Here is a 25,091-nt window from a genome sequence, read left to right as displayed (position 1 = left end):
ATAAGAGCTATAAAATAGAAATAACAGCTTCCGGCGGGCGGCCCAGCGCCGCTTTGCCATTAGCCACCACAATAGGGCGTTCAATTAAAACAGGGTATTTAACCATAAAAGCCAGCAAGGACAGCTTATCCAGCGTGACATCATCCAAATTGTTCTGTTGATATTCAGCTTGTTTTTGACGCATCAACTGACGCGGCTCTAAACCAAGTTTTTGCAAAATATCATCTAATTCGTCAACACTGGGCGGTGTCTTCAGATACTCAATAATCTCAACATCAATACCCCGCGCGGTTAATAGCTGCAAAGTTTGGCGTGACTTACTGCACCGTGGATTATGGTAAATTTTTATACGCATATGACAAGTGGCCATGACAATTAATGGGTATAATGGTAACATTTTTAATAAAAAAACGCTTTTAAAAGGTACAAAACTGTGGTATCAACTGTATTAAAAGATCACATTGCAGATCGTTGTAAACAATATTGGCTGCTGGCGCGTTTTGACCGACCTATTGGTACTCTTATTTTATTATGGCCGTCATTATGGGCGCTTTGGGTGGCCAGCAATGGTAAGCCCGATATACGGGTATTAACCGTGATTTGTTTGGGTGTGATATTAATGCGGGCAGCAGGCTGTGTCATTAATGATTACGCAGACCGCGATTTTGACCCTCACGTAGAACGCACCAAACAGCGCCCGATAGCCGCTGGCAAAGTAAGCCCTAAAGAAGCCTTGTGGGTCTTTGTTGCATTGTGTTTGTCTGCGTTTGCATTGGTTTTATTGCTCAATATTTATACCATTTTATTGTCTTTTGTCGCCGCATTTTTGGCAGCCAGTTACCCGTTTATGAAGCGCTACACCCAATTACCCCAAGCCTATTTGGGTATTGCTTTTGGCTGGGCAGTACCGATGGCATTTTCAGCGCAAACCAATAGTATTCCGCTACTTGCTTGGGTTATGTATTGTGCCGTAGTACTGTGGGCGTTAGTCTATGACACTATGTATGCGATGATTGATAAAGATGATGATTTAAAAATTGGCGTTAAATCAACCGCTATTTTGTTCGGTGCTTATGACCGTCATATTATGGCTGTATTGCAAATTATTATTATTGGCTTATTAACAAGCGTTGGCCAAATGGCGCACTTGGGCGCGGCCTACTATACCGGGCTTGTCGTGGCGGCCGGTTTATCGGTTTATCAGCAAAAATTGATTTTTAATCGCCACAAAGCCTTGTGCTTTAAAGCTTTTCTCAATAACAATTACTTTGGTATGGTGGTATTTCTAGGCTTAATGATTGATTATTTACTGCACTAACCCTGCTTTGCACTCTAAAAATGCTGCCTCCAAGAAATTATTTTTATAAAATACCTGTAAAGTAATCCATTATTAATGTCGCCGAAACTTGATAGTTTGGAAAAAAACTTTAGATCATCGCCGTTAACCCAGCTCAATAATCCCTGTTTTGATCGGCAGGGTATCGAATTATGGATTAAGCGTGATGATTTATTACACCCCATTATTTCTGGCAATAAATGGCGCAAACTAAAATACAGTCTGGCACACGCTTTGTCCTTAGACATGAATACGCTGATCAGCATGGGCGGCATTTATTCAAATCACTTGCATGCCTTGGCATATGCGGGAAAATTATTAGGCTTGCAAACAGTCGGCATCATACGCGGCGAACCACTTTCAGTATTAACGCCCACTTTACGTGACGCGCAACACTGGGGCATGGTGCTAAAATTTGTGTCGCGCACAGAATACAGAGCATTACGACAATATAAAACGTTTGACAGCTTTCCTGACTTAAAGCCACAACAATATTGGCTACCAGAAGGGGGGGCGCACACGTTAGCCTTACAAGGTGTGGCCGAGTTAGTCGACGAAATCAATATGGCTTACAATACGCTGTGTGTGCCTTGCGGTACGGGTGCAACACTGGCGGGTATTGCCAGTGCGGTGAATGATAATATTGCGGTACTGGGTTTTTCTGCGTTAAAAAATGCTGATTTTTTGTATGCTGATGTGGCGACATTATTGTTGCAACCGCGTAATAATTGGCAAATAAATCAAGCGTATCATTTTGGTGGTTATGCTAAAACCAATGCTTCATTACTGGCGTTTATTGAAGATTTTGAATTACAAACTAAAATTCCTCTCGAAGCCGTTTATACCGGAAAAATGCTGTACGGGCTTTATGAGCTGATCCAACAAGGTTACTTTAAACCAGACCAGCGCATTATTGCCGTGCATACCGGTGGATTACAGGGAAAAAGGCAGAACAGACCATGAAAAGAGTGTTAGAACCGGAATTAATGGAAGACGAAGGCCAAGTGCAGTGCTACGCACAAGCCAATTTTGATGCCCCGCATAGCCAATTTATAACGCGGTTAAGCCATTTTATTAACGGTGCGCCATTTAGCGGCGTAGCTCTCGACTTAGGTTGTGGCCCTGGTGACATAAGTTGCCGTTTTGCAAGACACTTTACCCTCAGTAAAGTTCATGCCGTCGATGGGTCTGAAGCCATGATTACTATGGCCAGACAACAAACCCCTGATGATGTCAATCGACGCATACGCTATATTTTAGGCATGTTGCCCGATGTTATGCTGCCGCAATCCAGCTACGAACTGATTTTCAGCAATAGCTTATTGCACCATTTGCACGACCCACAAGCCTTATGGCAAGTGATAAAAAAGTACGCCAAACCTGGCACACATGTCGTTATTATGGATTTATTACGACCTGATAGCTCGGAAGCGGCACACGCGTTAGTTAACACCTATGCGGAAAACGAACCTGAAATATTGCAAGACGATTTTTACAACTCGCTGTTGGCAGCATTTACTGTGCCAGAAATTAAACAGCAACTCAAACAAGCTGGCTTGGATTTGGAAATTGAACAAATCAGCGATCGGCATGTTTTTATATCAGGGATTATCCCTGGTGCATATTTTACTAAATGGACATAAAGAATAAGATGTTATTGAACGAAGCAGACGACGCTATTGATCTGCAAAAATCTGAATTTTATATTAATCGTGAATTAAGTTTGTTGGCCTTTAATAAGCGCGTGTTAGCGCAAGCCCGCGATACCAGCGTGCCACTATTAGAACGCCTTAATTACCTGTGTATTTCCAGTTCTAATTTAGATGAGTTTTACGAGGTTCGCGTGGCCAGCCTGATACAAATGGCTGAAATTGACCCTAAAACCTTAAGCCAAGATGGCTTAACTATTAATGAACAACTCGATGCCATTGCCACCGATGCGCATCAACTGGTCAGTGAACAATACCAGATTCTTAATGACGTATTGATTCCGGCATTGGCTACAGAAAATATTCACTTTGTTCGACGTAATGAATGGACGACCGCACAACACGCTTGGCTGGAAAATTATTTTAATGAAGAATTATTGCCCATTTTGACACCAGTAGGTCTTGATTCTGCCCACCCTTTTCCTAGAATACTCAACAAAAGTTTAAATTTTATTATCTCGTTGTTAGGTAAAGATGCGTTTGGCAGAAACAGAGGCCAAGCTATCTTACAAGCCCCGCGTTCTTTAGCCCGTGTGGTGCAATTACCGGCACTGGAAACTGGCAGCGGCCCGTATGATTTTGTATTTCTATCTTCCATTATCCATGCTTTTGTCGGCGAATTGTTTAATGGCATGACCATTAAAGGCTGCTATCAATTTAGAGTCACCCGTAACAGTGATTTATTTGTTGATGATGATGCGATTGATGATTTATTTCTGGCCGTACAAGGCGAGTTAGCCATGCGTAATTACGGTGATGAAGTCCGCTTGGAAGTGGATGCACATTGCCCCGAAGAAACCATTTATTATCTGCTAGATCGCTTTAATCTGCTCTCGGATCGCTTATTTTTGGTGGACGGCCCGGTTAATTTGGCCAGAATGCAAGACGTTATCGCGTTGCTGCCGCGTAGCGATCTTAAATTTTCTGAATTTAAACCCGCCATACCTTCCCAAATGGCCGGTAAAAAAGATATTTTTGTCGCTATCAAACGCCATGATATTTTACTATACCATCCGTTTGAGTCGTTTGCACCTGTGGTGGAATTTGTTCGTCAAGCGGCACTAGCGCCTGATGTACTCGCCATTAAACAAACACTGTACCGTACCGGCGCAGATTCGCCGATTGTTAACGCGCTGATTAAAGCCGCCAGAGCAGGCAAAGAAGTGACAGTGGTAATTGAGTTACGGGCGCGTTTTGATGAAAAAGATAACATAGGTTTAGCGGCCAAATTACAAGAAGCTGCTGTGCATGTGGTGTATGGCGTAGTCGGTTATAAAACCCACGCTAAAATGTGCTTGGTGTTAAAGCGCGAAGGCGCAGAACTTCGCAATTACGTGCATTTAGGCACCGGTAATTACCACCCTAAAACCGCGCTACTGTACACCGATTACGGTTTGTTTTCGTGTGACAAAGCCTTGGGCGAAGATGTGCGTCGGGTATTTGCTCAGTTAACCAGCATGGGTAAAGTCATTAAGCTGAACAAATTACTGCAATCGCCGTTTACTTTATACAGTGGCTTATTAGAAAAAATTGACCGCGAAATTGACCATGCACAACACGGCAAACCGGCGAAAATTATTATTAAAGTGAATGCTATTGTTGATGAGCTTATTATTCAGGCCTTGTATCGCGCTTCGCAAGCGGGCGTTCAGGTTAAATTGATTGTACGTGGTATGTGTTGTTTAAAACCTGGTATAAAAGGGGTCTCTGATAATATCGAAGTGCGCTCCATTATTGGCCGTTTTTTAGAACATACCCGTGTTTATGCCTTTGCAAATAACGGCAATCAAGAAGTTTACGCCTCCAGTGCCGACTTAATGAACCGCAATTTATTTCAACGTGTAGAAATATGTTTTCCCATTGAAAGCAAAAAATTACATAATCGCATCTTACATGATCTGGATTTGTACTTGCAGGATAATACACAAGCCTGGTTGTTACACGCCGATGGCAACTATCATCGTGTGCAAAAAACCGACGCTGAACCGGCAATACAAGCGCAAAACTTACTTTTACAAGAATTACACGCCTGATAATGACATCAACTCACTGTGAAATTGCCCAATTAGGCGCAGTTGTACTTAGACAACTGGCAACCCATGTACCCGATGTGCATCATGCGTCGGTGCAACAACTGATAAAAGACATGCACACGGTCTTATCGTCTAGCGAAGGTGTAGGTCTTGCGGCACCGCAAATTGGCGTGTCACAACAACTTGTTATCATTGCCTCGCGCCCCACTAAACGCTATCCCTTAGCACCAACTATGTCGCCAACAGTAATGATTAATCCCTCTTTTCAGACTTTATCTGACAACACAGCAAAAGACTGGGAAGGCTGTTTAAGTATTCCAGGTATCCGTGCCTTAGTACCCCGATACACCGACATTATGATCCATTACACCAATCAATACGGCGTTAATATCATATTACACGCGCAAGATTTTGTAGCCAGAGTATTTCAACATGAATACGATCATTTAAACGGCATGGTGTATTTGGACCGGGTAGAAAGCACTGCTGATATCATGGCAGAAAGTGAATATTTTAAATTACTTCTGCATTAAGCCACTGTATTTACACCTTACTCGGCATTACTCAAAAAATATTGTCAGCAGTCATTGGACGCTTATCATTTGTTGTAATTATTCAATCCCCCTTTTTCAAGGGGAGAAGTGAACACATAGCATTTTTTAAACTAATATTAGGGCTACAGCGTTTTCACAGTTCAATAGTTACAGCGTAACCGTTCGCACTGAGCTTGTCGAAGTGTGCCGTTCATGCTTCGACAAGCTCAGCACGAACGGTAGCTGTAACTGTCCTAAGTTGAAAAAGCTGTATATTGTTAGCGTGGCTGTGTATTTTATTATCTGTTTTCCTATATCAATTCACGCAAGGTGATTTATACATGTTAAAAAAAACAACAGCTCTTATTTCTGTCTTATTGAGTTCATTTTTAAGCGGCTGTGGAATACATCATTTTCTCGACAATAGAGATGCTGATTTTGTAGCAAAAAGTTATGCCGCAACCGATGATCTACAAGAAAAAATCCGTTATAAAATCCCCAAAAACAGCTTAATTGTCGTCAGTACTTTGTTGAATGTTGATAATTTAAACCAAACCTCATCGTTTGGTCGTATTATTTCGGATCAAATTGCCTCGGCATTTAGCAATTTGGGCTATCAAGTGATGGGCATGGAAATGCCGATAGACTTATTTATTATGAAAGAAGGCGGACGCTTCCATTTATCCGATGAAACCAAAGCCATGCTAAGACATTATCATGCCAGCACTTTAGTCGGAGGCGTTTATGCACCTGGCAAGCATACCGGCTATGTTTCGTTACGCATGGTAGATATCAGCAGTAAAAATATTATTGCCACCACCGATTTTTCAGTGCCTATGGGGCCTGATGCCAAAATGATGATGAAACCTAAAGATCTTCATACTGCTCTTGTGCGATCTGCTAATCTGGCAACACAAAATGGTATGAGCGTAGAAGGCGCTATGCAATCAGAAAGTGATAACACACCTATGCTTGAAGAAGCTTTACAACCGAATTTAGAACAAAATTCTATACCGTTAGAAGACAACCAGCCTAATACTAAACAGCGCTAAATTACCTCGCCTTATTAACTGAGATTAAACTTTTCTGTGGATTATTTTGGCAAAATTTGCCAGAATCAAAAGCTACCTGTTTTTTATAGAGCCGTAGTGATGATAACCCTGAACGTTTCCCTGGCAATATGCACACAGCACTCAAATGAAAATCCCCTAAGGAACGTGCATGAAATAACTTGAACAACTTAAACGCCACCACCGTTCGTGCTGAGCCTGTCGAAGCATGAACTTGCTCAAGTTATTTCGTGCGCGTTCCTAAGATTTACACGGCTGGATAAAAAAATTGGCTACCAACTTTATATCTAACACGGAACAAAAATAATAACATTCAAGTGGGTTGGGCTACCTGCTGTTTGGTAACCCAACATTTACAATACGTTGGAAATGTTGGGTTGAGAAAAACGCTCAACCCAACCTACATTTTGTCCCTTATTAAGCTGGTAGCCAAAAAATCTAATCATGAACCAACCCTATTTACGCGCCATTATCATCGCGCTCATCAGCTTTTTACTGGGTAGCGGTATTGATGCGCTGACCAATATAGAAACATCATTGGGTTTGGACACCCTGTTTAAAATCCGTGGCACACGACCGCCACCTGCTGAAGCGGTTATCGTAGCAATGGATGAAGTCTCGGAAACACGGTTTAATCTGAGACAAGATTTTACCCTCTGGCGTGGCTTTCATGCCAAACTGATACAAGAATTACACCGCCAAGGCGCAGCGTTAATTGTGTTTGATCTGCAATTTATCGCCGCTGATCCTGAACACGACCCCGCATTTTCAGAAGCTATACGACAGGCAGGTAACGTATTGGTAACCGATTGTGTACAAAAATTACGGCGCGGTGTTGAGGATTTCTACGGACGTTCAGCCTGCTCTAAAAATAACCTACAACCTTTTGTTCAATTAGAAGGCCAACAAAAACAGCCGCTGTCTGAGCAACTGATTGCCATGCGTAAAATTGAACCTGCGGCTACTATTAAAGCAGCGGCATTAGATCATGCGCCATTTTTTCTCACCGATGATGCTGAAAATGCCATTGTTCGAGAAGGTTGGATTTTTCTGGATGCGTTAGCCGAAGCGCCGACATTACCCGTATTAACGTGGCTATATTATTTACAACACAGCGGCCAATTACATGGCATTAACCAGCCCAACAGCCTGTTTTCTACCTGGTTAACCAACAAGCGCAGACAATGTTTACTACCCGTTAAGCCAACATTAACAGCATCAGCCAAAGAAATCGACTTACAACAGCGACTAGATAATATAATTTGCCTGCAAGATACGCGCTATCTTGATTTTTACGGCCCGCCACACACTTTTAGAATGGAATCTTACAGCGATGTTTATGACGGCAAAGTAAGTAACTTAAAAGACAAAGTTGTGTTTGTAGGTATGTCCAATCGTCAGTTTGCCCCCACTAAACCAGACTTCTTTCAAACACCCTACACCGACACGCACAGTGGCAGAATGGCAGGGGTAGAAATTATGGCCACACAATTTGCCAATTTACTGGAGGGACGTTTTGTGACATCACCGTACCCGCCCGCGCTCTGGTATGTTTTATTTGGCTTGTGGATAGGCTGGTTACTCACTCAATTTCCAGGGCTATTAGGTATTGCGGCAAGCTTGCTGCTGGGCGGTGTTTATGCGGGTTTAACGGTTTGGTATTTTAAACGCAGCGGTGCATGGTTGCCGGTTGCTGTGCCGCTGTTAATTCAATTACCGTGCGCCTGGTTGATGTCACTGGTGTGGTCACGGCGAGATTTATTAAAAGAAAGAAAACGCATACTGATGTTTGTTCGGCAAATATTTCCACAATGGATACACTTTGTAGCCACCTCACCTGGGCAATGGTATCCAGAGAAAAGTGCAAAAGCACTGGCATTTGAGCGCGATGTCAACGGCTTGTGTCTGGCTACCGATATTGAAGGCTATACCACGGTAGCGGCGCAACATACGCCACATGAGATGTGGGAATTGTTAAACGAGTATTACCAAGTGTTGAGCCATCCTGTTACAAAACATCAAGGCATTATTGCTGATGTGACCGGCGATGCCATGATGGCGGTATGGATTGATGGTGCTGTGGCAACTCAGCGACTTGCCGCCTGTTTAGCTGCATTAGAGATGGCATTAGCAGTGGAACGATTTAATGACGCGACCCGCGTGGGTCGTCTACCTACACGCATCGGTCTACACGAAGGTGCAATGACACTGGGTAAAATAAATGCGGGGGAAGGCAGCCATTACCGTGCTATCGGCGATACAGTAAATACGGCATCACGCATTCAAGGGGTTAATAAATATTTAGGCACGCAGATTTTAGCCTCCGCAAGCTTTGCCGCCAATGTAAACAATATTATCTCAAGACCGGTAGGCTTATTTCGCTTAGTCGGCAGAGAAGAACCTTTAGCGCTTTTAGAGATTGTCGCCATAAAATCGAATATGAGTGATACTCAAATAAAGCTAGGCCAGCAATTCGCTAAGGGATTAATGGCGTTTCAACAAGGCCAGTGGACTGCTGCGGCTAACAGTTTTCAGGCATTACTGGATACCTATAACACAGACGGCCCCAGCCAATTCTATTTAAATTTGGCGCTGGCTTATCAAAAAAACCCACCGGCGTATTGGGAGGGTATTGTGACACTGGGCGAAAAGTAAAAATCAGCTACTCTACTGCAAAGTATTTAAAAACCATCAACGTAATATCATCAGTAAAAATTTCTCGCTGGCAAAACTGCCGCAAGGCCGTCAGCAGTGCCTCAATAATAACCGCTGGCGGCTGCTGGATATTTTGCAAAAACACCGTCTTAACGCGCGCCAGACCAAAAAACTCCTGCTGGGAATTTTCCGCCTCGGTTAAACCATCGGTATAAAATAAGATCGTATCACCCTGTGTTAGAGCTAATGTTTTCTCTTCAAATACAAGCTGTTGTCTAACCCCTAAAATCAAACCGTCAGCATCCAGTTCTGTCAGTGTATTGTCAAGTCGCTTAAATAACAACGCCGGTGGATGTCCCGCGTTAGCAAATTTTATGTTCTGGTTATGGGTATCAACCTGTAAATAAAACAAGCTGATAAAATAATCCGAACGATCTAGGTCATTAAACAAAAAAGTGTTTAACACACCCAGTATTTCCGATGGCGTTGCCAACACATTACTCTGCGCTCTAAGCGCACTGCGGGTTTCCACCATAAACAGTGCAGGGCCAATGGCATGCCCTGAAACATCAGCAATCACCATGTCCAGCTGATTTTCATTACGCAGAAAATAATCAAAATAATCGCCGCCCACCTTGTCAGCAGGTAAACAAAAACCAATCACTTCAAAAGTGGCAGATTTAAGCGGTGCTGACGGCGATAAACTGGTTTGAATATGCTGAGCAATTCTGATTTCGTTTTGGGCAATCGCCAGTTTAATTTGTGACTGGTGGATTTGTTGTTCAGCAGCTTTTCGGCCAGAAATATCGTGGATAAAACCACTGAAGATATACGCATTGCCGACTTTTAAAGGTGACACGCTCAGCTCCACCGGAAACTCAGTGCCGTCTTTGCGCATGGCAATTTGCTCAGTCTGCCGATTTAATATGTGCGACACACCGGTTTGCAAAAATACCTGTAAGCCTTGTCGATGGGCATTGCGAAACCGAGGCGGAATGATTAAATCATCCAGACGCTGGCCAATAGCTTGTTGTTGTGTCCAATCGAACATGATTTCGGCACGCGGATTCCAGTCGGTAATTATGCCGTAAGAATCCATCAGAATAATCGCATTCATTGAGCTTTCAATAATCAGCCGTATGCGTTGCTCAGATTCTATCAATTCATTCTCAAAATGCATGCGAGCGGTAATATCCCGATCAACCCCGCGCCATTTCAGCAGTTTTCCTTGTGCATTGATAATCGGCAAGCCGGTGGATTCGGTTAATACCGACTGGCCATTTTTATGCTGGTAGTGATTAATCAACGCATAAAAAGCGCGGTTGCTTGCCGAAAAAATTTGCTGGTTGGCTTTGTCCTGGGGTGTTAAAAACTCGGTGTAATGCCTGCCGATGATGTCTGCTGGAGGGTAGCCTAAAATTTGCTGCACGGCGTTACTGCTGTACAGATAATAACCATTAGGATCTTGTTCCCATAGCCATTCACCCGTCATTTCGGCCATTTGCCGAAAGCGTTGCTCACTTTCTGCCAAGGCAGATTCAATGGCAATACAGTCTTTAGGCTCAGCGTCATCCGTTTGCAGCGTGCTTAACAGAATATTATCCGGATTAATCGGTAACATTAATAAAACGGTGTTGGTGTTATGCCCTTGTTGCCCAGACAATGGCGAAGTCGAACAGATTACCGGCAGTCGTCGTTGATCTTGGGTGATGAGTTCACCCTTGATACAAAAATCAGCTGGCATAATACCCGTATCAAGCAGTGCTCCAACAGTATCGGGGTTGGGTGTAAAGATGCGTGCTAACGGTTGGTTAATGAGCATTTCCGAAGAATAACCCAGCAGATTTTCAGCAGCACGATTGATATGCTGTATAAATGCATTGGTCAATAAATCAGAATGATAACTTCCAATCTGAATCATAGTAAAGTTGAGTTGGTCGATAAGATGATTCATAGCGGCGTTTTGTCTTTATTGCGGATAGGGAAATGATAGCCCTCATAGCCATGTTTTACATCATTATTTCAGAAAATCCTCAGCAAACTCGATGTTTCTTATATGACTCCCGAACGTATACCTCAAACAAGGTTTGATAGCGCTAAACAAAAACACTATCAGCCATAAGCATTAACGATTTTTAATATATTTATCTTACAAAAGCTACCCGTTTTGCAATCTCAATATCTTGGCGTAACAGATCATTAACTAATGTCTGCAAGCTTTCTTGTTTGGTAAGACATTTTTCATTAAAGTATTCAATAATGTCGCTGTCTAAATAAATAGGCATTTTATTAGCAATAATAACGGGCGATAAACATAATTCATTATATTTTTGCATTTTCTCTTGATTGAATACACCACTGTTATGAAAATCATTAGCGGTTTTATAAACAGCTTCCAACAAACGACTACTTTTTTTAGTTTGGGTTGTCATGGCAAATTTCCTCGAGGGAATTGTTTTTTAAGGCTACGTTGATTTCTTGGCTAGTAAGGTTTAACAAATCAGTAGCAAGTTGTTGCAAAGCTTTTAACTCTGCACGACTGATATTTGAGCGTTCATTTTTTTCAAAACCGAACACAAAAAACCATCGATCTTTTTTATTGGTTGCTATCAGCGTTCGGGCACTTGATCGCTTACCACGTCCTGGTAAGGCAATCCGTTTTTTAACAACACCACCACCTAAATCAGCATCTATTAAACCACGCGCCATTTCACAAATAGCAATACAAAGTAGTTCATCGGTTAGGTTGGTTTTTTGCATCCAGCGGGTAAAATGTTGTGTTTTAAATATTTTTCCCATCGTAATATTGTTTCAAAATAATCTGTGACTGTAAATTAACTGTTATCCAATAACGTAAGTTACACGCTGTTAATACCTCTCAAACAAAATCCAATTACCGCAGTTTGCTTTTCCGCAAACTATTTTCAGTATTATATTATCTCGCGATTGATGTCATATTTTAATGCAACTCAGCGTGTTTTTTATAAAACACACGCTATACCTTATTAATTGCAAACAACATATTATTTTTAAAAAAACAGTATCTCTGGTTTTTGGGTTAATTATAAGCATGTTTTACGCCATAAACCGTGTGAACTATTCACGTTGTAAATTATTTTATACCTGTCACACTTTACCTGCCTGTAAATTTTTACAAGCAAATGATTAATTTATTTAAATAAATGTCATTTTTTACATCAACATTCTACAATCGAAAGTAATTATGAGCATTATTTCAAAAACAGCATTATCTACATTAACTTTTATTTTTTATGCAACAAGTGCCCAAGCTTCCCCTCCTGGCTCATTCATTACTTTAGCTATAACTAAAGGAATTGCTGCAACTGCACGTCCTGTAGCTGCCGATTTCGTTGGTAACTGCCACAAGACTACACCACTAAGAGCTGCATATAATGACCTAACAGCAAATAAATCTTTTTTTGAAACGTTTGCCAGTCTAAAGAAAAAAGCAACTCCAATAAATCAAACATGCGATAAAATTATTAAAGCACAACTTAGTCTTACATTACGAACAAAGGATGCTGGCGCTGTATGGAGGTGGTTCACAGATTCCAGTGGGTTCGATCGTTTAGATGCTGGAGATACCGTCTCTCAAGCAAGTATAGGTGGTTTTATATATGACTTTTCAGGCGCACATGCAACTGGACCCTTAGTTGATAATATACCATGGCTTAATACACCACTTCCTCTCGCTAATTCAGCTGGAATTCCAATACCTGTTAGTGGCTCAATAGATAGTCCAATATTAAGTTATACCATTCCTCAGTCAGGACTTGATGCTATGAATAACACAAATCGTTTTAGTTTTTGTGTAGTTGAAGATTCAGCAGTAGTAAAGGCGGAACTGTCGTATACCTGTTCTACACCAATTTAGTAGCGGCGCATGACTTAGCAACCTAACGGTAAAATCAACGGGACTGGCTTGGATACCCACTGATGCTGCTAATCAGCCGGACAGCTTGTTATTTTGGCGTTCTCAGATGCTTCTCTTCTGAGAGCCACTCATTCAACAAAAATAAATAACCATTACTTACCAAGGAAAATAAATGAACTATGCATTAAAAATACTTTGTCATACCGTTTTTTTACAAGCTGTTGTTTTGACTCCAATATATGCACAAGCAGCACCACCCCCTGATGAACCAATACCTCAGGGAGTTCTGACTATAAAATCATCAGGTAACTTTACTAATACCACGGCCTCTTCATTTAAAGTTGCTTCTGTAGTCTCTAATACCTTACTATCAGTTTCTCCAAGTAATAGTGACATTATCGTACCTATTTCTGGCAATTACATTGCAACAACAACTGTAAAAACGTGTATTAGTGGCTCAAGAAACTATGTAAGCGCTTTCGTTAATCTCAATAAAAATGTGGTTGCTGATGCTATGAATCTTGCAAATGAATGTGGATCAGCCGTAGCAACAGCGTCTATTTACGCAAGGGCTGGCGAAGTAATATCAGGGAAATGTGCTATTAACCAAGGCATCAGCTCGTCCTGTTCTTTCTCATTAGCTTTCATAAACTAACGTTATCTTGTAATCAATACCTTCGCCAAATGGCTAGAGTAAGGTGAATTGCAGGAGTTTAACAAATTGAAAGCCAGAAAAAGTACTGCTATATACCACGTTTCAGATTTAGATAAGATGCGTGAAAGCGGCGGTCTAAATCCAGCCCGTGGACTTAACCGTTCACATTAACACACCACAGTAAAACGTAATTACCCAACCCTGCCAAGTTTTTAAAACCTGGCAGGGTTGTACAGTTACTCAAGATAGCTCACCACTTATCAGTTTCTCAAAACAACCAAGAACTTTGGTAGCGGCAGATTATTTTGTAAACATTGTTTCAGATATCGCAGCCCACGGGTGAACCAAGAAACCCTACTGCGGCTAAGTTTTCTGAAACTCCAGTGCTGTGGGTCGCTTTGTTTTTTCGTTTTTTTCAGGGGCGTTGGGGTAATAAAAAGCATTGTCCTGACCAATGCGAACACACCAATGCATCGCTAATACCATAATCAATATCAACCGTTCCAAGCGATCTGCATGTTTCAATTGCGAATCCTCCAGTTCAAAGCCACCGCCTTTAAATCAGAAAAGCTCGGTTCAATCGCCTAACGCGAACCATAATCCAACACTGTCGTCCGTGTCGGTAGGCAATCCATTGCAATAATCCAGTGTCCTGATTCATGCAAAATACCGACATTGGTCATAACACTCTCTTTACCAAATAAGCGCACATTCGCTAAATAGCGTTCTGTCACACCCAGTGCCAATTCCCCCGTTGTGGTTTTATCACCAAAACCAGGATCGATGGCTACCCGCTTAAGGTTGGGCATCCGTTCGCCCTTATATCTGAGCTTGTCGAAGGGCTTGTGGTTCATGGTTTAACAAACTCACCACGAACGACTTTTTATTGTGTCCCGTCTAAGCGGGTAGCCATAATTCCGAAGTGCGTCATGCTTACAGTGCGGGCATACAGGTCTTAAAGTTTAAATAGGCTGTATTGGCACAGGGTAATTTTGTGTGATATGACACACAAAAAATCAAAAAATAGGTCATATAACACAGTTTAAAAAGCGGCTATTTTTATCGCATTGATTTGTAATGTATTTTATTTTGGCATGGTTAGTGCTTTATACTTACTGCACATTGTGTGCATTAACTGCGGCTAAAAGTTATTAAATATACACTTATGGAGCTATTAGATGAAGAAAATAACCACTGTACTGCTGTCTACAGCTATCGCCGCCAGCGCATTGTTAGTTGCTGAAAATGCTGGGGCTGTCGGTTTTGAGCGTCCTGATCCTAACAAGTTAAATGCGGCTGGCGCTACGGTAAAAGAATTTGTTGAAGGGGCATCACATGAGTTTAATTTGTATGTGGCGCACGGTTGTGAATACCTACCTTATAAGGCAGCCAACACAACCAGCTTGTTACTGGTTACCCCCAGTGCGCCAGAAGCAAAATTTGATACTATTACACCGGTATTGGATGCAGCAGGCAAACCTAAGCTGGATGCCGCTGGTAAAGGGATTATGAAAGCGGCCATTATGGAAAATGTATTTTTTTCAAAACGTACCGATGCGGTAACTGGAAAAGTTATTGAATATGATACGGGGCCGGTAGTGAATTTACGTGTTTCAACCAACGAAATTGGTGCCAAAACCAAATCGTACTGGGAAAAAATTGGTGGTTTTTCGCATCATGGCCGTGAGCAAACCGATTCTGTGAGTGCCTTGCACTGGCATGGTTTTAATTTAACGGATGAGTTTTACACTGATCTGAAGTTCCGTGCGACAACAGCGAGATTGAGAGGCTGTGTACAAAGTGCAACCGTGTATGTGCCCGTATGGCAAATTTGCGGTAAAAAAGACTATACCTCGTTTTCTGCGCATCCTAACTTGAAAGGGGTTAACGATTTTGCCCCTAGCTTTAAAATTATTAGAAATGAAGTTGGCAACCCTTATCCAGCTTCTTGTGCAAAAAATGTGACCAAACGTTTAGATGTGATTGTTAGTCCTTCTGTAATGCAAATTAATAAATATTTGAAAGCGACGGGCTATCCCGGTAAACGCGTCAAACATTCATTTGCACACGGCTAATTTGGAAAAAGCAGGGAGTTATCGCCCTGCTTAAAGAATGCTAAGGAACGTGCATGAAATAACTTGAACAACTTAAACGCCACCACCGTTCGTGCTGAGCCTGTCGAAGCATGAACTTGCTCAAGTTATTTCGTGCGCGTTCCTAAGTGACTCAGCATTCTTTGAGTGCATGGATGCCCTTACAACATCAAAGACTAAAGTCAATGATGTTTCTTAACGTAATTTGCCATTCAATCGGGTTACATAACTCAGGGGTGAGGACACAGCCGCGCAATGCGGCTATTGAGTAGCCCGATCTTTTTAACATACTGTTTTAATTTAATAACGCGCCTTAAAGTGCGTTTAAGCTTACATCGATACACTGGAAGAGTGATTATGAAACTAAAAACTAAAAAAATGCCTTTGCTGGCTTTGGCTATGCTGGCAATCACTACCTCTGCTGATGCGACCGAAATAGGCCAATCAGCGCCGCAATTTACCTTACCCACTTTGCAACAAGGCCAACCTACAGCATTAAAAGAAAAGCTGGGCAAGGTCATTTATTTGGATTTTTGGGCCTCTTGGTGTGCGCCGTGTCGCACGTCTTTTCCGCTATTAAATAAACTACACGAAAAATTAAAGGCGCAAGGCTTTGAAGTCATCGCGGTTAATTTGGATGAAGATAAAGCCAAAGCCGAAAAGTTTATTCAAGAAATTCCGGTGGGTTTTACGGTATTACACGATAGCAAAGGCGAATGGGCGGATCAATATGTGGTCGAATCCATGCCCACCTCTTTTATTATCGACAAAAAAGGTGTGGTACAGCACATACACCACGGCTTTACCGCCACCGATATTGATGAGTTAGAGAAAAAAGTGTCAGAACTGTTGGCGAAATAAGAGTCATTTATGAAAGCATATTACGGATTATTATGTATTGCTGTGCTAACACTCACCGGTTGTACGGAAGTGATGCCCAGACAGCGCGGCGCATTGGCACTGCCGCAAATGGCTTTTACGCCTGATCCTTTAGAATTTGGCTTTAGACAACATACGGCATTCAGTAAAGAAGCGGCGGCGGGTGGTTATGGTGGCGGCGGGGGTGGTTGTGGTTGTAATTAACAATAACGGTGTGTTTATGTGTGGGTTTGAGGGTGCTTTTATCGTTGGGGTTGTGTGTGAGTAATCAGGAAAAATCTAATTTTGTGGCGTGTTTAAGCATTGCTGCGCTGGCATTGCCGGGCTTAATGCAAACAGCGGTAGCAGGACGTACTGAAGAAAGCTATAACGCGGATTTTCAATACGGACATTATTCTGAAAGTAGCTCGCGGATTGATGTCAATACCTACGAAGGGGCGTTGTCGGCTCCCATAGGTCGATCTATGACCGCATCGGTCGCGCTGGTTAAAGATATTGTGGCGGGTGCGTCACCGCGTTATAACGATTACGACAGCAAAGGTAACGTGCGGCAAGTGCTGAGCGGTCAAAATGTCAGTGGTGCGCTGGTGAGTGGCGCATCGCCTGTTAATAGCCAATGCGGTAAATCGATTTGCGATAGCCGTGATGGCATCAGTCCGTCGTTAACGTATTTTTTTGACAGCGGTTCAATTAATTTAAACGGTGGTTTTTCCAGAGAAAATGATTACACCTCGCGCTATGTGGGCACAACCATCAGCAAAGACTTCAATAAAAAACTGACCACTGCTAACTTTGGTGTATCACTGGCATTTGATGAAATTGACCCCACCAATCGTCCAACACTGAGAGGCAGTAAAACCAGTCAGCAATATTTGCTGGGGGTTTCTCAAATTATTAACAAAGACAGTTTGATACTGAGCAATGTCACGTTCGGTTATAACACCGGTTATCTGTCTGATCCGTACAAATTGGTTTACTTTTCATTTGACGATGGGTCATTCGATTTTAGACGCGATACTCGCCCGCGCGAGAAATTTCAATTTGCCTGGCTTACCCAATATATACGGCATTTTGGCGAATTGAATGATGCGGCGCTGCACATTGATTATCGGTTTAGTACCGACAGCTGGGGGGTTAATGCTCACACTGCCGAGGCCAGTTGGCATCAGCCGGTGGGGGATGGCTGGCAAATTATTCCACGCGTGCGTTATTATTCACAAGATCAAGCTGATTTTTATACCGTGGTAGGCGATGGCAATGCCTTACAAAAAGGCGTTTATTCCAGTGATTACCGGTTAGCGGGTTTTGGTGCGGTAACGGCGGGTATTCATGTCAGTAAAGAATTTACCGAATTAAAACCGCTGTCACATTTAAAGTTTCAAGTAGGCGGCGAATATTACAATCACAGTGCTGGTTTGCAATTAGGGGGTAATAGCGCGAGTAATTTTGCTGATTTTAATTATTTCTTGATTACCGGCTCATTTAACATGCGGTTTTAAATACGCAGCAACACAGTAGCGTGTTTAAAAAGTTTTACCCTGAGGATTGCACCATGCTAAAAAATAATTTACCCATTATTTTAATTTTTTTACTGGCCTTGCTGTGGATAGACATGGCGTTTGCACAAGCACCTAAAGTACAGGTGGGTGTTACCGCTATTAATGCGAACACATGGCCAACACAATACAAAATTACCCTAACCGTCCCTAAAGACCATCATGCGTATTTGGATGCCGGTGCGGAAAATATCTATATTCCGGTGGCGTTTGATACGGATGCTAAATTAGCCAGTGCAGGCATAGCAATTAGCAAACTAGAAAAACCGCTCGGTGTTAAGGATGATGAAGTGAAAGCCAATGTGTTGCGTGACCAAGGTGATTTTATCGTCACCCTGGCGCAAACCGGTAAAGTGGCGACAGCCGCTAATACAGGCGTGGCGATTGATTACCAGCTGTGTAACGACGTGACCCATGTGTGTTTTCGTCCGCAACACACCCAAGCCGAAATACCCTTGCCGGTTGGCGGCGCGCTAGCAAAAACCGCTATTAATAATACCGATGAAGCCTCACTGAGTTTCACGGATAAATTACTATCACTGTTTAAAGACAACAAAGATAACGCCATTATCATGTTTGGTTTAATGCTGATGGCGGGTTTGTTATCGGTAGCAACCCCGTGTGTTTACCCTATGTTGCCCATTACGTCTATGTTTATTGTTAACCGTGCGAATGGCAACAAAGACAAAGAAAAGCAACATGCCGGTGCGTATATGGTGGGTATGGTGGGCACTTACGTGATGCTGGGGTTATTAGCAGGGATGACCGGCGGAGCCTTTAATACCTTTATGCAATCGGCGACTGTTAATTTAGTGTTTGCTGTATTTTTTGCCTTTTTTGCGATTGCGTTATTAGGCTTTTACGAACTTAGCTTTATGCAAAACGAAGTGCATGGTTTGGATCAAAAAACCACGCGTGTTAATGGTTTGGGTGGTACGTGGTTAATGGGTACGGTGGCTGGCTTGGTGATTTCGCCGTGCGTAGGGCCGATTGTTTTTGCACTTTTATTGCAAGTGGCAGACAACATTGCGGCTAAATCCGATGCGATGGCCTTGGCTAATCAAGCGATGGGGTTTTGGGATAAATTTGCCGTAGCAGGCCAAGGTGGTTTAATGATGGGTGGCTTTGGTTTAGGTGTCGCCCTGCCGTTTTTTATTATTAGCGTGGTTAAATTTAAAAAATTGCCTAAAGCCGGCTACTGGATGAATAACGTAAAATATGCGTTTGGTTTTGCAATTTTATATTTTGCCTATGTTTATTTTGCCAAAGGCATGGGGGTGTTGGGTGTTAGCCCTTCTGTCACTGCCTCGTTAGCGATTGGCATGGTGGCTATTTGGATTGCTGTGGTGCATTGCCATGTTTTGAGCTTGTTGCCGCGTGACGCTATGCCGAATGAAAAAATGCACCATTATTGCGGTGTGGTCAGTTTGTTGATTGGTGGTTGGCTGGTAGTATCTGGCATGGGGAATTTGCCTTTTATGGCGGCTGTACAAGCGGAATTATTAGCCAGCAATGGCGCACAGGTTGTAGCTGTAGCAGGCGGTAAAGGTGCAGTACACGAAGAAGCCGGTATTACGTGGTATAGAAATTTTGCTGAGGCGCAAAAAGTAGCGCAAAAAACCGGTAAACCGATCTTCATTGATTTTTACGCCAGCTGGTGCGCTAACTGTACCGCCTTTAAAGAAGAAGCCGCCAGTAATGATAGCTTAAATAAAGCCTTGCGCGAAAAAGCCATTGCGGTCAAGTTAATTGATAAAGAACCGGATTTTGAGAAATTCCGTAGCGATCCTAATCATCGCCCACTGAAAGTAGGCTTGCCGTATTTTGCTATTTTAAGTCCAGATGGCAAAGTCACTTGGTCAGGGACTGATTACAAAGCGACTGAGAAGATGGTGTCAGTGTTAGACAGTGGTGCGGTTTAAACTTACTTATGAGAGAGAAGTGCTTCATGAATACAAAAAAATTGAGTGTCGCCGCGTTGTTATCCAGCACGATGGGGTTTATGACAACTGCGTTAGCATTTCCTGAATATGTTGCGCCAACAGGCGCATCGGGGTGTACAGATTGCCATTTGACGGTAGAAGGCGAAGGCTTTAAGCCCGGTATTCTTGACGCGGCTAAAGGTGGATTGCCAGGGCTTAAAGAGTTTTTACACCCAACACCTGTTAAGGTTGGTGATACCAAGCCGGTTTTACTACCCGTCAATGAGCATTGGGATGTTACGGTAGGCGGTTTACCGTTGGTAATTCCACTTTTGGTCTCTGATGCAGAATACGATATTTTTGCGATTAATGTGGCTACACCGACCAACGGACTGCCGGTTAAGGGAGCCGTTATATCGCAAGAATTGAGTGATGCGCAAAGTAACTTACCTGTTGTTAACTTTAAGTGGCAACCGACGGCTGCCCACGCTAATAAAACCTACACCGTTAATTTTACTGCACAAGAAAAAGGTGCGGGACGCAAGTTATTATCAAACACAGTGACGACAACTATCACCGTGTGGCCAAAACGCCAAAAACAGGTTACGAATATTAGCCAATTTAAAGTACAGCGAGCGCAGTGGGATAACAATCATCTTAATCTTACCGGCTCTGTCATTTTTAAAAGCGGTTTAACGACCGCACAACGTAATGCTGCGCTAAAGTCGCTTGATTTAAATATGCGAACTAACAGCGGTGCAATTGTGGGGTCGGCGTTAAATTTAACGGTGGACGCAAGTGGCAGCTGGAAAAAATCTGTGCCCCTTAAGGCAAGCAACGTGCCGTGTATTATTAAGCTGGAATACGAAGGTTTAAATGCCAGCAGTTCGGTTAAATTGCACCCTAAAGTATGTGTGCAATAACTTGATTTTAAAATAATAAACAGACCAAGAAAATTGTCCATGAAAAATACGAAAAGCCAGAAATATAAAGCTTTCTCGACCTTTTCGTGAACATCCTTGGTTTTATATTAAGGGCATTCTTTCTTGGAGATCACATAAGCCCTATTTAAAATTTAAAACCCCATAAAAGTGAGCAGTTGAGTTTGGTTTACAATTACAGTAATATCACAAGGATTTAAAGATAATTTTGTAATATTTTTTAACTAAATAGTAAGGATAATGTTATGAGTTTAGGTCATTCGATCAATCGTAGAGATTTTTTACGCGTTAGTGGTGCAATAACCGCTGTTACCGCTGCCACCTTAGCAGGATTAGGCGGCGAGGCGCTGGCAACATCAGTGACACCGTCGGCAACAACAATAGTTTTACCGCCATTACCTTATTTGGAAACAGCTTTAGAGCCAGTCATCAGCGCTAAGACGGTGGGTTTTCATTACGGTAAGCATCATGCCGGTTACATCACTAATCTTAATAATTTTATAGCAGGGACTAAATACGTAGGAATGTCGCTGGAAAAAATCATTAAAGCCACGGCAGGCAAGCGCTTGCTGGATAAAATGATTTTTAATAATGCCGCACAAACCTGGAATCATACGTTTTACTGGAATAGCTTAAAACCCGGTGCTGGTGACAAAGTATTGCCGACAGGTCAGTTACTTAAGTTAATCAAGCGTGATTTTGGGCATTTTTCTGATCCTGCCAAAGATGACAAAGGTGTGTGGATTAATCCTGGCTTTAAACAAAAATATTTTGATGCTGCTAAGGGGCTTTTTGGCAGTGGCTGGGCGTGGGTGATTATCAATAAAAAAGGTAAGCTTGAAATTTTAACCACCAGCAATGCTGACGTGCCGTTTACCGATGGCTTAAGACCTTTGTGTGTCATTGATGTTTGGGAACATGCCTATTATCTGGATTATCAGAACGTGCGCATTAATTATCTGAACGGTGTTTTAGATAATCTGATTAACTGGGATTTTGCCGCGCAAAATATCAAAAGAAAGTATTAGTAGAGGCTGCGTTGCAACATAAAATGGTGGGACACGGTCTTTTGGATTGTGTCCCTTTTTAGGTCAGTGCGCCAATCATGTCTCTGTTTCCTCCTAAGGAACGCGCACGAAATAACTTGAGCAAGTTCATGCTTCGACAGGCTCAGCACGAACGGTGGTGGCGTTGTGGCGTTTAAGTTGTTCAAGTTATTTCATGCACGTTCCTAAGTATCTTCTGGTGCTTATCACGCTTATCCTCAACGCTAATTTTAGTGCCACTAAACTGTGTGATATGACGCAGTTCATCAATTTTTATCGTGGGTAATTTAAATTTTTGTTGTTTAAAATCAATCGTAAGTTACTTTTAGTCAGTAGCAGTGTGTGATATGGCGTAGTTAACTGTGTCATATCACGCGCTATTCTATACGGTACGCCAGCACATATTTACTAATCATTTAAATATCAATTAGTTATAACATTGGCATTGTAGTTGCTATTGATTATAGTTGTTGCTTTTACAGCATTTACAGCGTTTTCACAGTTCAATAGTTACAGCGTAACCGTTCGCACTGAGCTTGTCGAAGTGTGCCGTTCATGCTTCGACAAGCTCAGCACGAACGGTGGCTGTAACTGTCCTAAGTTAAAAACGCTGTAGATGGTTTCAGGTGGTTGCCTATTGGTATTAGATTTTATCAATCATTAGTATATTAATTCTAATAAAATTAGAGCGTTATAAAAATAATTAAAATTTAATGAGGATAATTTATGCGTATCACCGTATTAAAACGTGTTTTGTTATCCAATGTGTTGATAGGACTGATGGTTTTGGCTCAATCCGAATTGGCCTTAGCAGAAACAACGGTAACCCGTTGGAATGACGCAGCGTTGCAAGCCATTCGTAGCACCAAACCAGGACCGCCGATAGTTGCTAGAGCACTGGCCATAACACATACGTGTATGTTCGATGCGTGGGCAGCTTATGATGCCAAGGCGATTGGTACACGTTTTGGCGGTCGTTTACGTCGTCCATTAGCCGAACGAACGCTTGCCAATAAAGCCAAGGCGATTAGTTTTGCTGCAAGTATTTGTCTAACTGATTTATTCCCTACACAAAAATCCAGCTTTAATAACTTACTAAAGAGTTTGGGTTATGTCCCCAGCGATAAGCCAACCGCTAAAACTGATCCGATCAATATAGGTAAAACGGTTGCTGCTGCGGTATTAAGTTTTCGTCATCACGATGGCTCTAATCAATTGGGCGATTTACATCCTACGCCTTACAGTGACTATACCGGTTACAAACCTGTTAATACACCGACCAAAATAATCGATCCCGACCATTGGCAGCCACTGCTCGTGAATGGCAAAGTGCAAAAATTTGTTACCCCGCACTGGGGTAAGGTTAAGCCTTATGCCTTAACATCCGGTAAGCAATTTCGTGGCACAATGTTAATGCCGGCGAGTTACAAAACAAGTCCTCGTCGTTACAAAGAACAAGCTAAACAAATTCTGGAATACACCGCGCATTTGACTGATGAAAAAAAAGTCATTGCTGAATATTGGGCAGACGGCCCCAAATCGGAATTACCACCGGGGCATTGGGATTTGTTCGCGCAATTCGTTTCCGAGCGCGACCATCACACGCTGGACAAAGACGTGAAGCTGTTTTTTGCCATTACCAATGCCATTTTTGATGCCAGCATTGCTTCGTGGGATGGCAAACGTTTTTACGATTGTGCGCGGCCAATAACAGCCATTCATTTTCTGTATAAAGGCCAAATTGTGGATTCTTGGAATGGCGCTGTCGATGGGGCAGATTGGCAGCCTTATCAGGTTTCCACATTTCCAACGCCGCCTTTTCCAGAGTATGGTTCCGGGCACAGTATTTTTAGCAGCGCAGGTGCAGAAACGTTAAGATTGTTTACGGGCAGTGATTATTTTGGTAACAGTGTTGTTATTGCTGGCGGCTGGTCGCGTGTCGAGCCGGGTGTCGTGCCGGCACAAGATGTTATGCTGTATTGGCCAACGTTTAGCGAGGCAGCGGCTGAGGCAGGCATGTCAAGGCTTTATGGCGGCATTCATTTTGTTGATGGCGATCTTCAAAGTCGAAAAATCGGCCGTTTGGTTGCACGTCAAGCGTGGGTTAAGTCACTGAAATATTTTGGTATTAAAAAATAACTGTGTTATTTATGGGAAGATTCCAGCCAGTTTTCAAACTCAGCTAATGTCATAATCGGCGGTGTGTAAAAGCTGGATTGGATGTCGAGAATATCGGTATCACCGGTTACTAAGATTTCTGCTTGTCCGACTACGGCAAGTGTTAAAAACATTTGGTCGGCTGTGTCACGGATTATTGGTAAGTCATCTGGAACATTGTTGATGATAACCGTTTCGGCATAAGGTAAAAAATCAGCCAAAAGTAACGTTTGCTCAGCGGGTGTGAGTTTAAATTTAGGATAGCTGAGTACGCGTATGAGCTCACCTACTGTTGCTTTACTGACTAAAGGGGTTAGGTTGCCATTTTGCCAACTGTGGCGCAGCCACGCTATTTTTTGTTGAGAAAACAGTAACGTCGAGATAATGCAGTTAGTGTCGAGTACCACACGTCGAGTCATGACGCTTATTGCCTTGCCCAGTTAATGGCATCACTGACATCTTGCTCTGTAATACCTAATGCTTCAAGTTTAGCGCGGACAGCATCGGCTTGTTGAATTCTAACGGGTGTAAGAATAATGCGTCCAGATTCTAGTACTTAGTCACTCTTTAAGTGTCGGATAAAGCTTTTTCAATTTTATCCGAGCATCCTC

23 protein-coding genes are annotated in these 25,091 nt (G+C 42.5%); 17 read left to right on the top strand and 6 right to left on the bottom strand.

The window, feature by feature from the left end; genetic code table 11:
- Positions 1–7: 7 nt before the first annotated feature.
- Positions 8–355: an arsenate reductase (glutaredoxin) gene (arsC, locus tag CRENPOLYSF2_RS08475; RefSeq protein ID WP_087143568.1), complete on the bottom strand. Its 348-nt coding sequence runs from the start codon at positions 353–355 to the stop codon at positions 8–10.
- A 78-nt stretch (positions 356–433) separates the two neighbouring features.
- Between arsC and ubiA the strand changes: the two genes are divergently transcribed.
- The 7 genes from ubiA to CRENPOLYSF2_RS08440 all read left to right on the top strand — a co-directional run bounded on the left by ubiA (position 434) and on the right by CRENPOLYSF2_RS08440 (position 9,336).
- A complete protein-coding gene (gene ubiA / locus CRENPOLYSF2_RS08470) occupies positions 434–1,318 on the top strand; it encodes a 4-hydroxybenzoate octaprenyltransferase (RefSeq protein WP_245807952.1) in 885 nt (294 codons plus the stop codon).
- A gap of 75 nt (positions 1,319–1,393) precedes the next feature.
- On the top strand, positions 1,394–2,299 hold the full coding sequence (locus CRENPOLYSF2_RS08465; protein WP_087143518.1) for a 1-aminocyclopropane-1-carboxylate deaminase/D-cysteine desulfhydrase: 906 nt from the start codon (positions 1,394–1,396) through the stop codon (positions 2,297–2,299).
- Positions 2,296–2,979 (top strand): class I SAM-dependent methyltransferase, encoded by a 684-nt coding sequence (locus tag CRENPOLYSF2_RS08460; RefSeq protein ID WP_087143517.1) that lies wholly within the window; start codon positions 2,296–2,298, stop codon positions 2,977–2,979. The genes CRENPOLYSF2_RS08465 and CRENPOLYSF2_RS08460 overlap by 4 nt, the downstream gene beginning before the upstream one ends.
- A gap of 8 nt (positions 2,980–2,987) precedes the next feature.
- Positions 2,988–5,078, top strand: coding sequence for a polyphosphate kinase 1 (gene ppk1 / locus CRENPOLYSF2_RS08455; protein ID WP_087143516.1), 2,091 nt, complete (start codon positions 2,988–2,990; stop codon positions 5,076–5,078).
- A gap of 2 nt (positions 5,079–5,080) precedes the next feature.
- On the top strand, positions 5,081–5,611 hold the full coding sequence (def, locus tag CRENPOLYSF2_RS08450) for a peptide deformylase (RefSeq protein ID WP_087143515.1): 531 nt from the start codon (positions 5,081–5,083) through the stop codon (positions 5,609–5,611).
- 341 nt (positions 5,612–5,952) lie between these two features.
- On the top strand, positions 5,953–6,663 hold the full coding sequence (locus CRENPOLYSF2_RS08445) for a FlgO family outer membrane protein (RefSeq protein WP_087143514.1): 711 nt from the start codon (positions 5,953–5,955) through the stop codon (positions 6,661–6,663).
- Positions 6,664–7,125: 462 nt separating this feature from the next.
- Complete coding sequence (locus CRENPOLYSF2_RS08440) at positions 7,126–9,336, top strand: CHASE2 domain-containing protein (protein WP_087143513.1); 2,211 nt, start codon at positions 7,126–7,128, stop codon at positions 9,334–9,336.
- 7 nt (positions 9,337–9,343) lie between these two features.
- On the opposite strand, the gene CRENPOLYSF2_RS08435 is transcribed toward CRENPOLYSF2_RS08440, so the two are convergent.
- The 3 genes from CRENPOLYSF2_RS08435 to CRENPOLYSF2_RS08425 all read right to left on the bottom strand — a co-directional run bounded on the left by CRENPOLYSF2_RS08435 (position 9,344) and on the right by CRENPOLYSF2_RS08425 (position 12,135).
- A complete protein-coding gene (locus tag CRENPOLYSF2_RS08435; RefSeq protein ID WP_087143512.1) occupies positions 9,344–11,290 on the bottom strand; it encodes a SpoIIE family protein phosphatase in 1,947 nt (648 codons plus the stop codon).
- A gap of 190 nt (positions 11,291–11,480) precedes the next feature.
- A complete protein-coding gene (locus tag CRENPOLYSF2_RS08430; protein WP_245807951.1) occupies positions 11,481–11,768 on the bottom strand; it encodes a hypothetical protein in 288 nt (95 codons plus the stop codon).
- A complete protein-coding gene (locus CRENPOLYSF2_RS08425; protein ID WP_087143511.1) occupies positions 11,752–12,135 on the bottom strand; it encodes a type II toxin-antitoxin system RelE/ParE family toxin in 384 nt (127 codons plus the stop codon). The genes CRENPOLYSF2_RS08430 and CRENPOLYSF2_RS08425 overlap by 17 nt, the downstream gene beginning before the upstream one ends.
- Before the next feature lie 424 nt (positions 12,136–12,559).
- Between CRENPOLYSF2_RS08425 and CRENPOLYSF2_RS08415 the strand changes: the two genes are divergently transcribed.
- Complete coding sequence (locus tag CRENPOLYSF2_RS08415) at positions 12,560–13,231, top strand: hypothetical protein (protein ID WP_087143509.1); 672 nt, start codon at positions 12,560–12,562, stop codon at positions 13,229–13,231.
- Positions 13,232–13,403: 172 nt separating this feature from the next.
- The gene (locus CRENPOLYSF2_RS08410; RefSeq protein WP_087143508.1) at positions 13,404–13,886 is read left to right on the top strand and encodes a hypothetical protein; all 483 of its coding nucleotides are present in this window, start codon (positions 13,404–13,406) and stop codon (positions 13,884–13,886) included.
- Positions 13,887–14,470: 584 nt separating this feature from the next.
- Here CRENPOLYSF2_RS08410 and CRENPOLYSF2_RS19025 read toward each other — a convergent pair.
- Positions 14,471–14,740, bottom strand: coding sequence for a hypothetical protein (locus CRENPOLYSF2_RS19025; protein WP_217884085.1), 270 nt, complete (start codon positions 14,738–14,740; stop codon positions 14,471–14,473).
- Between the two features lie 324 nt (positions 14,741–15,064).
- Between CRENPOLYSF2_RS19025 and CRENPOLYSF2_RS08395 the strand changes: the two genes are divergently transcribed.
- The 8 genes from CRENPOLYSF2_RS08395 to CRENPOLYSF2_RS08360 all read left to right on the top strand — a co-directional run bounded on the left by CRENPOLYSF2_RS08395 (position 15,065) and on the right by CRENPOLYSF2_RS08360 (position 24,462).
- Positions 15,065–15,961 carry a hypothetical protein gene (locus tag CRENPOLYSF2_RS08395; protein WP_087143506.1) on the top strand — a complete coding sequence of 299 codons (897 nt, stop codon included), beginning with the start codon at positions 15,065–15,067 and terminating at the stop codon, positions 15,959–15,961.
- Positions 15,962–16,336: 375 nt separating this feature from the next.
- Positions 16,337–16,840 carry a TlpA family protein disulfide reductase gene (locus CRENPOLYSF2_RS08390; protein ID WP_245807950.1) on the top strand — a complete coding sequence of 168 codons (504 nt, stop codon included), beginning with the start codon at positions 16,337–16,339 and terminating at the stop codon, positions 16,838–16,840.
- Between the two features lie 9 nt (positions 16,841–16,849).
- On the top strand, positions 16,850–17,062 hold the full coding sequence (locus CRENPOLYSF2_RS08385; protein ID WP_087143505.1) for a DUF4266 domain-containing protein: 213 nt from the start codon (positions 16,850–16,852) through the stop codon (positions 17,060–17,062).
- A gap of 56 nt (positions 17,063–17,118) precedes the next feature.
- Positions 17,119–18,357, top strand: coding sequence for a DUF3570 domain-containing protein (locus CRENPOLYSF2_RS08380; protein WP_087143504.1), 1,239 nt, complete (start codon positions 17,119–17,121; stop codon positions 18,355–18,357).
- Between the two features lie 53 nt (positions 18,358–18,410).
- A complete protein-coding gene (locus CRENPOLYSF2_RS08375; protein WP_087143503.1) occupies positions 18,411–20,336 on the top strand; it encodes a protein-disulfide reductase DsbD family protein in 1,926 nt (641 codons plus the stop codon).
- 26 nt (positions 20,337–20,362) lie between these two features.
- Entirely contained in the window at positions 20,363–21,259 is an 897-nt protein-coding gene (locus tag CRENPOLYSF2_RS08370) for a hypothetical protein (RefSeq protein ID WP_087143502.1), read from the top strand.
- A 263-nt stretch (positions 21,260–21,522) separates the two neighbouring features.
- Positions 21,523–22,305 (top strand): Fe-Mn family superoxide dismutase, encoded by a 783-nt coding sequence (locus CRENPOLYSF2_RS08365; protein ID WP_087143501.1) that lies wholly within the window; start codon positions 21,523–21,525, stop codon positions 22,303–22,305.
- Between the two features lie 744 nt (positions 22,306–23,049).
- On the top strand, positions 23,050–24,462 hold the full coding sequence (locus CRENPOLYSF2_RS08360) for a vanadium-dependent haloperoxidase (protein ID WP_087143500.1): 1,413 nt from the start codon (positions 23,050–23,052) through the stop codon (positions 24,460–24,462).
- Positions 24,463–24,467: 5 nt separating this feature from the next.
- Here the strand turns inward: CRENPOLYSF2_RS08360 and CRENPOLYSF2_RS08355 are convergent, their stop codons facing one another.
- Positions 24,468–24,899, bottom strand: coding sequence for a putative toxin-antitoxin system toxin component, PIN family (locus CRENPOLYSF2_RS08355; protein ID WP_087143499.1), 432 nt, complete (start codon positions 24,897–24,899; stop codon positions 24,468–24,470).
- Positions 24,900–25,091 lie beyond the last annotated feature (192 nt).

The organism is Crenothrix polyspora (genome assembly GCF_900163755.1).
GTDB classification, from domain to species: Bacteria; Pseudomonadota; Gammaproteobacteria; order Methylococcales; family Methylomonadaceae; genus Crenothrix; species Crenothrix polyspora.
This window is presented reverse-complemented; position numbering and strand designations above follow the sequence as displayed.

What these genes read in the sequence shown, in the direction of transcription:
- def (WP_087143515.1), top strand. Translation starts at nt 5,081, where the DNA reads ATGACATCAACTCACTGTGAAATTGCCCAATTAGGCGCAGTTGTACTT.
- CRENPOLYSF2_RS08425 (WP_087143511.1), bottom strand. Translation starts at nt 12,135, where the DNA reads ATGGGAAAAATATTTAAAACACAACATTTTACCCGCTGGATGCAAAAA.
- CRENPOLYSF2_RS08360 (WP_087143500.1), top strand. Translation starts at nt 23,050, where the DNA reads ATGCGTATCACCGTATTAAAACGTGTTTTGTTATCCAATGTGTTGATA.
- CRENPOLYSF2_RS08435 (WP_087143512.1), bottom strand. Translation starts at nt 11,290, where the DNA reads ATGAATCATCTTATCGACCAACTCAACTTTACTATGATTCAGATTGGA.
- CRENPOLYSF2_RS08355 (WP_087143499.1), bottom strand. Translation starts at nt 24,899, where the DNA reads ATGACTCGACGTGTGGTACTCGACACTAACTGCATTATCTCGACGTTA.
- CRENPOLYSF2_RS08410 (WP_087143508.1), top strand. Translation starts at nt 13,404, where the DNA reads ATGAACTATGCATTAAAAATACTTTGTCATACCGTTTTTTTACAAGCT.
- CRENPOLYSF2_RS08440 (WP_087143513.1), top strand. Translation starts at nt 7,126, where the DNA reads ATGAACCAACCCTATTTACGCGCCATTATCATCGCGCTCATCAGCTTT.
- CRENPOLYSF2_RS08375 (WP_087143503.1), top strand. Translation starts at nt 18,411, where the DNA reads ATGCTAAAAAATAATTTACCCATTATTTTAATTTTTTTACTGGCCTTG.
- ppk1 (WP_087143516.1), top strand. Translation starts at nt 2,988, where the DNA reads ATGTTATTGAACGAAGCAGACGACGCTATTGATCTGCAAAAATCTGAA.
- CRENPOLYSF2_RS08460 (WP_087143517.1), top strand. Translation starts at nt 2,296, where the DNA reads ATGAAAAGAGTGTTAGAACCGGAATTAATGGAAGACGAAGGCCAAGTG.
- CRENPOLYSF2_RS08430 (WP_245807951.1), bottom strand. Translation starts at nt 11,768, where the DNA reads ATGACAACCCAAACTAAAAAAAGTAGTCGTTTGTTGGAAGCTGTTTAT.
- CRENPOLYSF2_RS08465 (WP_087143518.1), top strand. Translation starts at nt 1,394, where the DNA reads ATGTCGCCGAAACTTGATAGTTTGGAAAAAAACTTTAGATCATCGCCG.
- CRENPOLYSF2_RS08445 (WP_087143514.1), top strand. Translation starts at nt 5,953, where the DNA reads ATGTTAAAAAAAACAACAGCTCTTATTTCTGTCTTATTGAGTTCATTT.
- CRENPOLYSF2_RS08415 (WP_087143509.1), top strand. Translation starts at nt 12,560, where the DNA reads ATGAGCATTATTTCAAAAACAGCATTATCTACATTAACTTTTATTTTT.
- CRENPOLYSF2_RS08390 (WP_245807950.1), top strand. Translation starts at nt 16,337, where the DNA reads ATGAAACTAAAAACTAAAAAAATGCCTTTGCTGGCTTTGGCTATGCTG.
- CRENPOLYSF2_RS08370 (WP_087143502.1), top strand. Translation starts at nt 20,363, where the DNA reads ATGAATACAAAAAAATTGAGTGTCGCCGCGTTGTTATCCAGCACGATG.
- CRENPOLYSF2_RS19025 (WP_217884085.1), bottom strand. Translation starts at nt 14,740, where the DNA reads ATGAACCACAAGCCCTTCGACAAGCTCAGATATAAGGGCGAACGGATG.
- CRENPOLYSF2_RS08365 (WP_087143501.1), top strand. Translation starts at nt 21,523, where the DNA reads ATGAGTTTAGGTCATTCGATCAATCGTAGAGATTTTTTACGCGTTAGT.
- CRENPOLYSF2_RS08385 (WP_087143505.1), top strand. Translation starts at nt 16,850, where the DNA reads ATGAAAGCATATTACGGATTATTATGTATTGCTGTGCTAACACTCACC.
- arsC (WP_087143568.1), bottom strand. Translation starts at nt 355, where the DNA reads ATGCGTATAAAAATTTACCATAATCCACGGTGCAGTAAGTCACGCCAA.
- CRENPOLYSF2_RS08395 (WP_087143506.1), top strand. Translation starts at nt 15,065, where the DNA reads ATGAAGAAAATAACCACTGTACTGCTGTCTACAGCTATCGCCGCCAGC.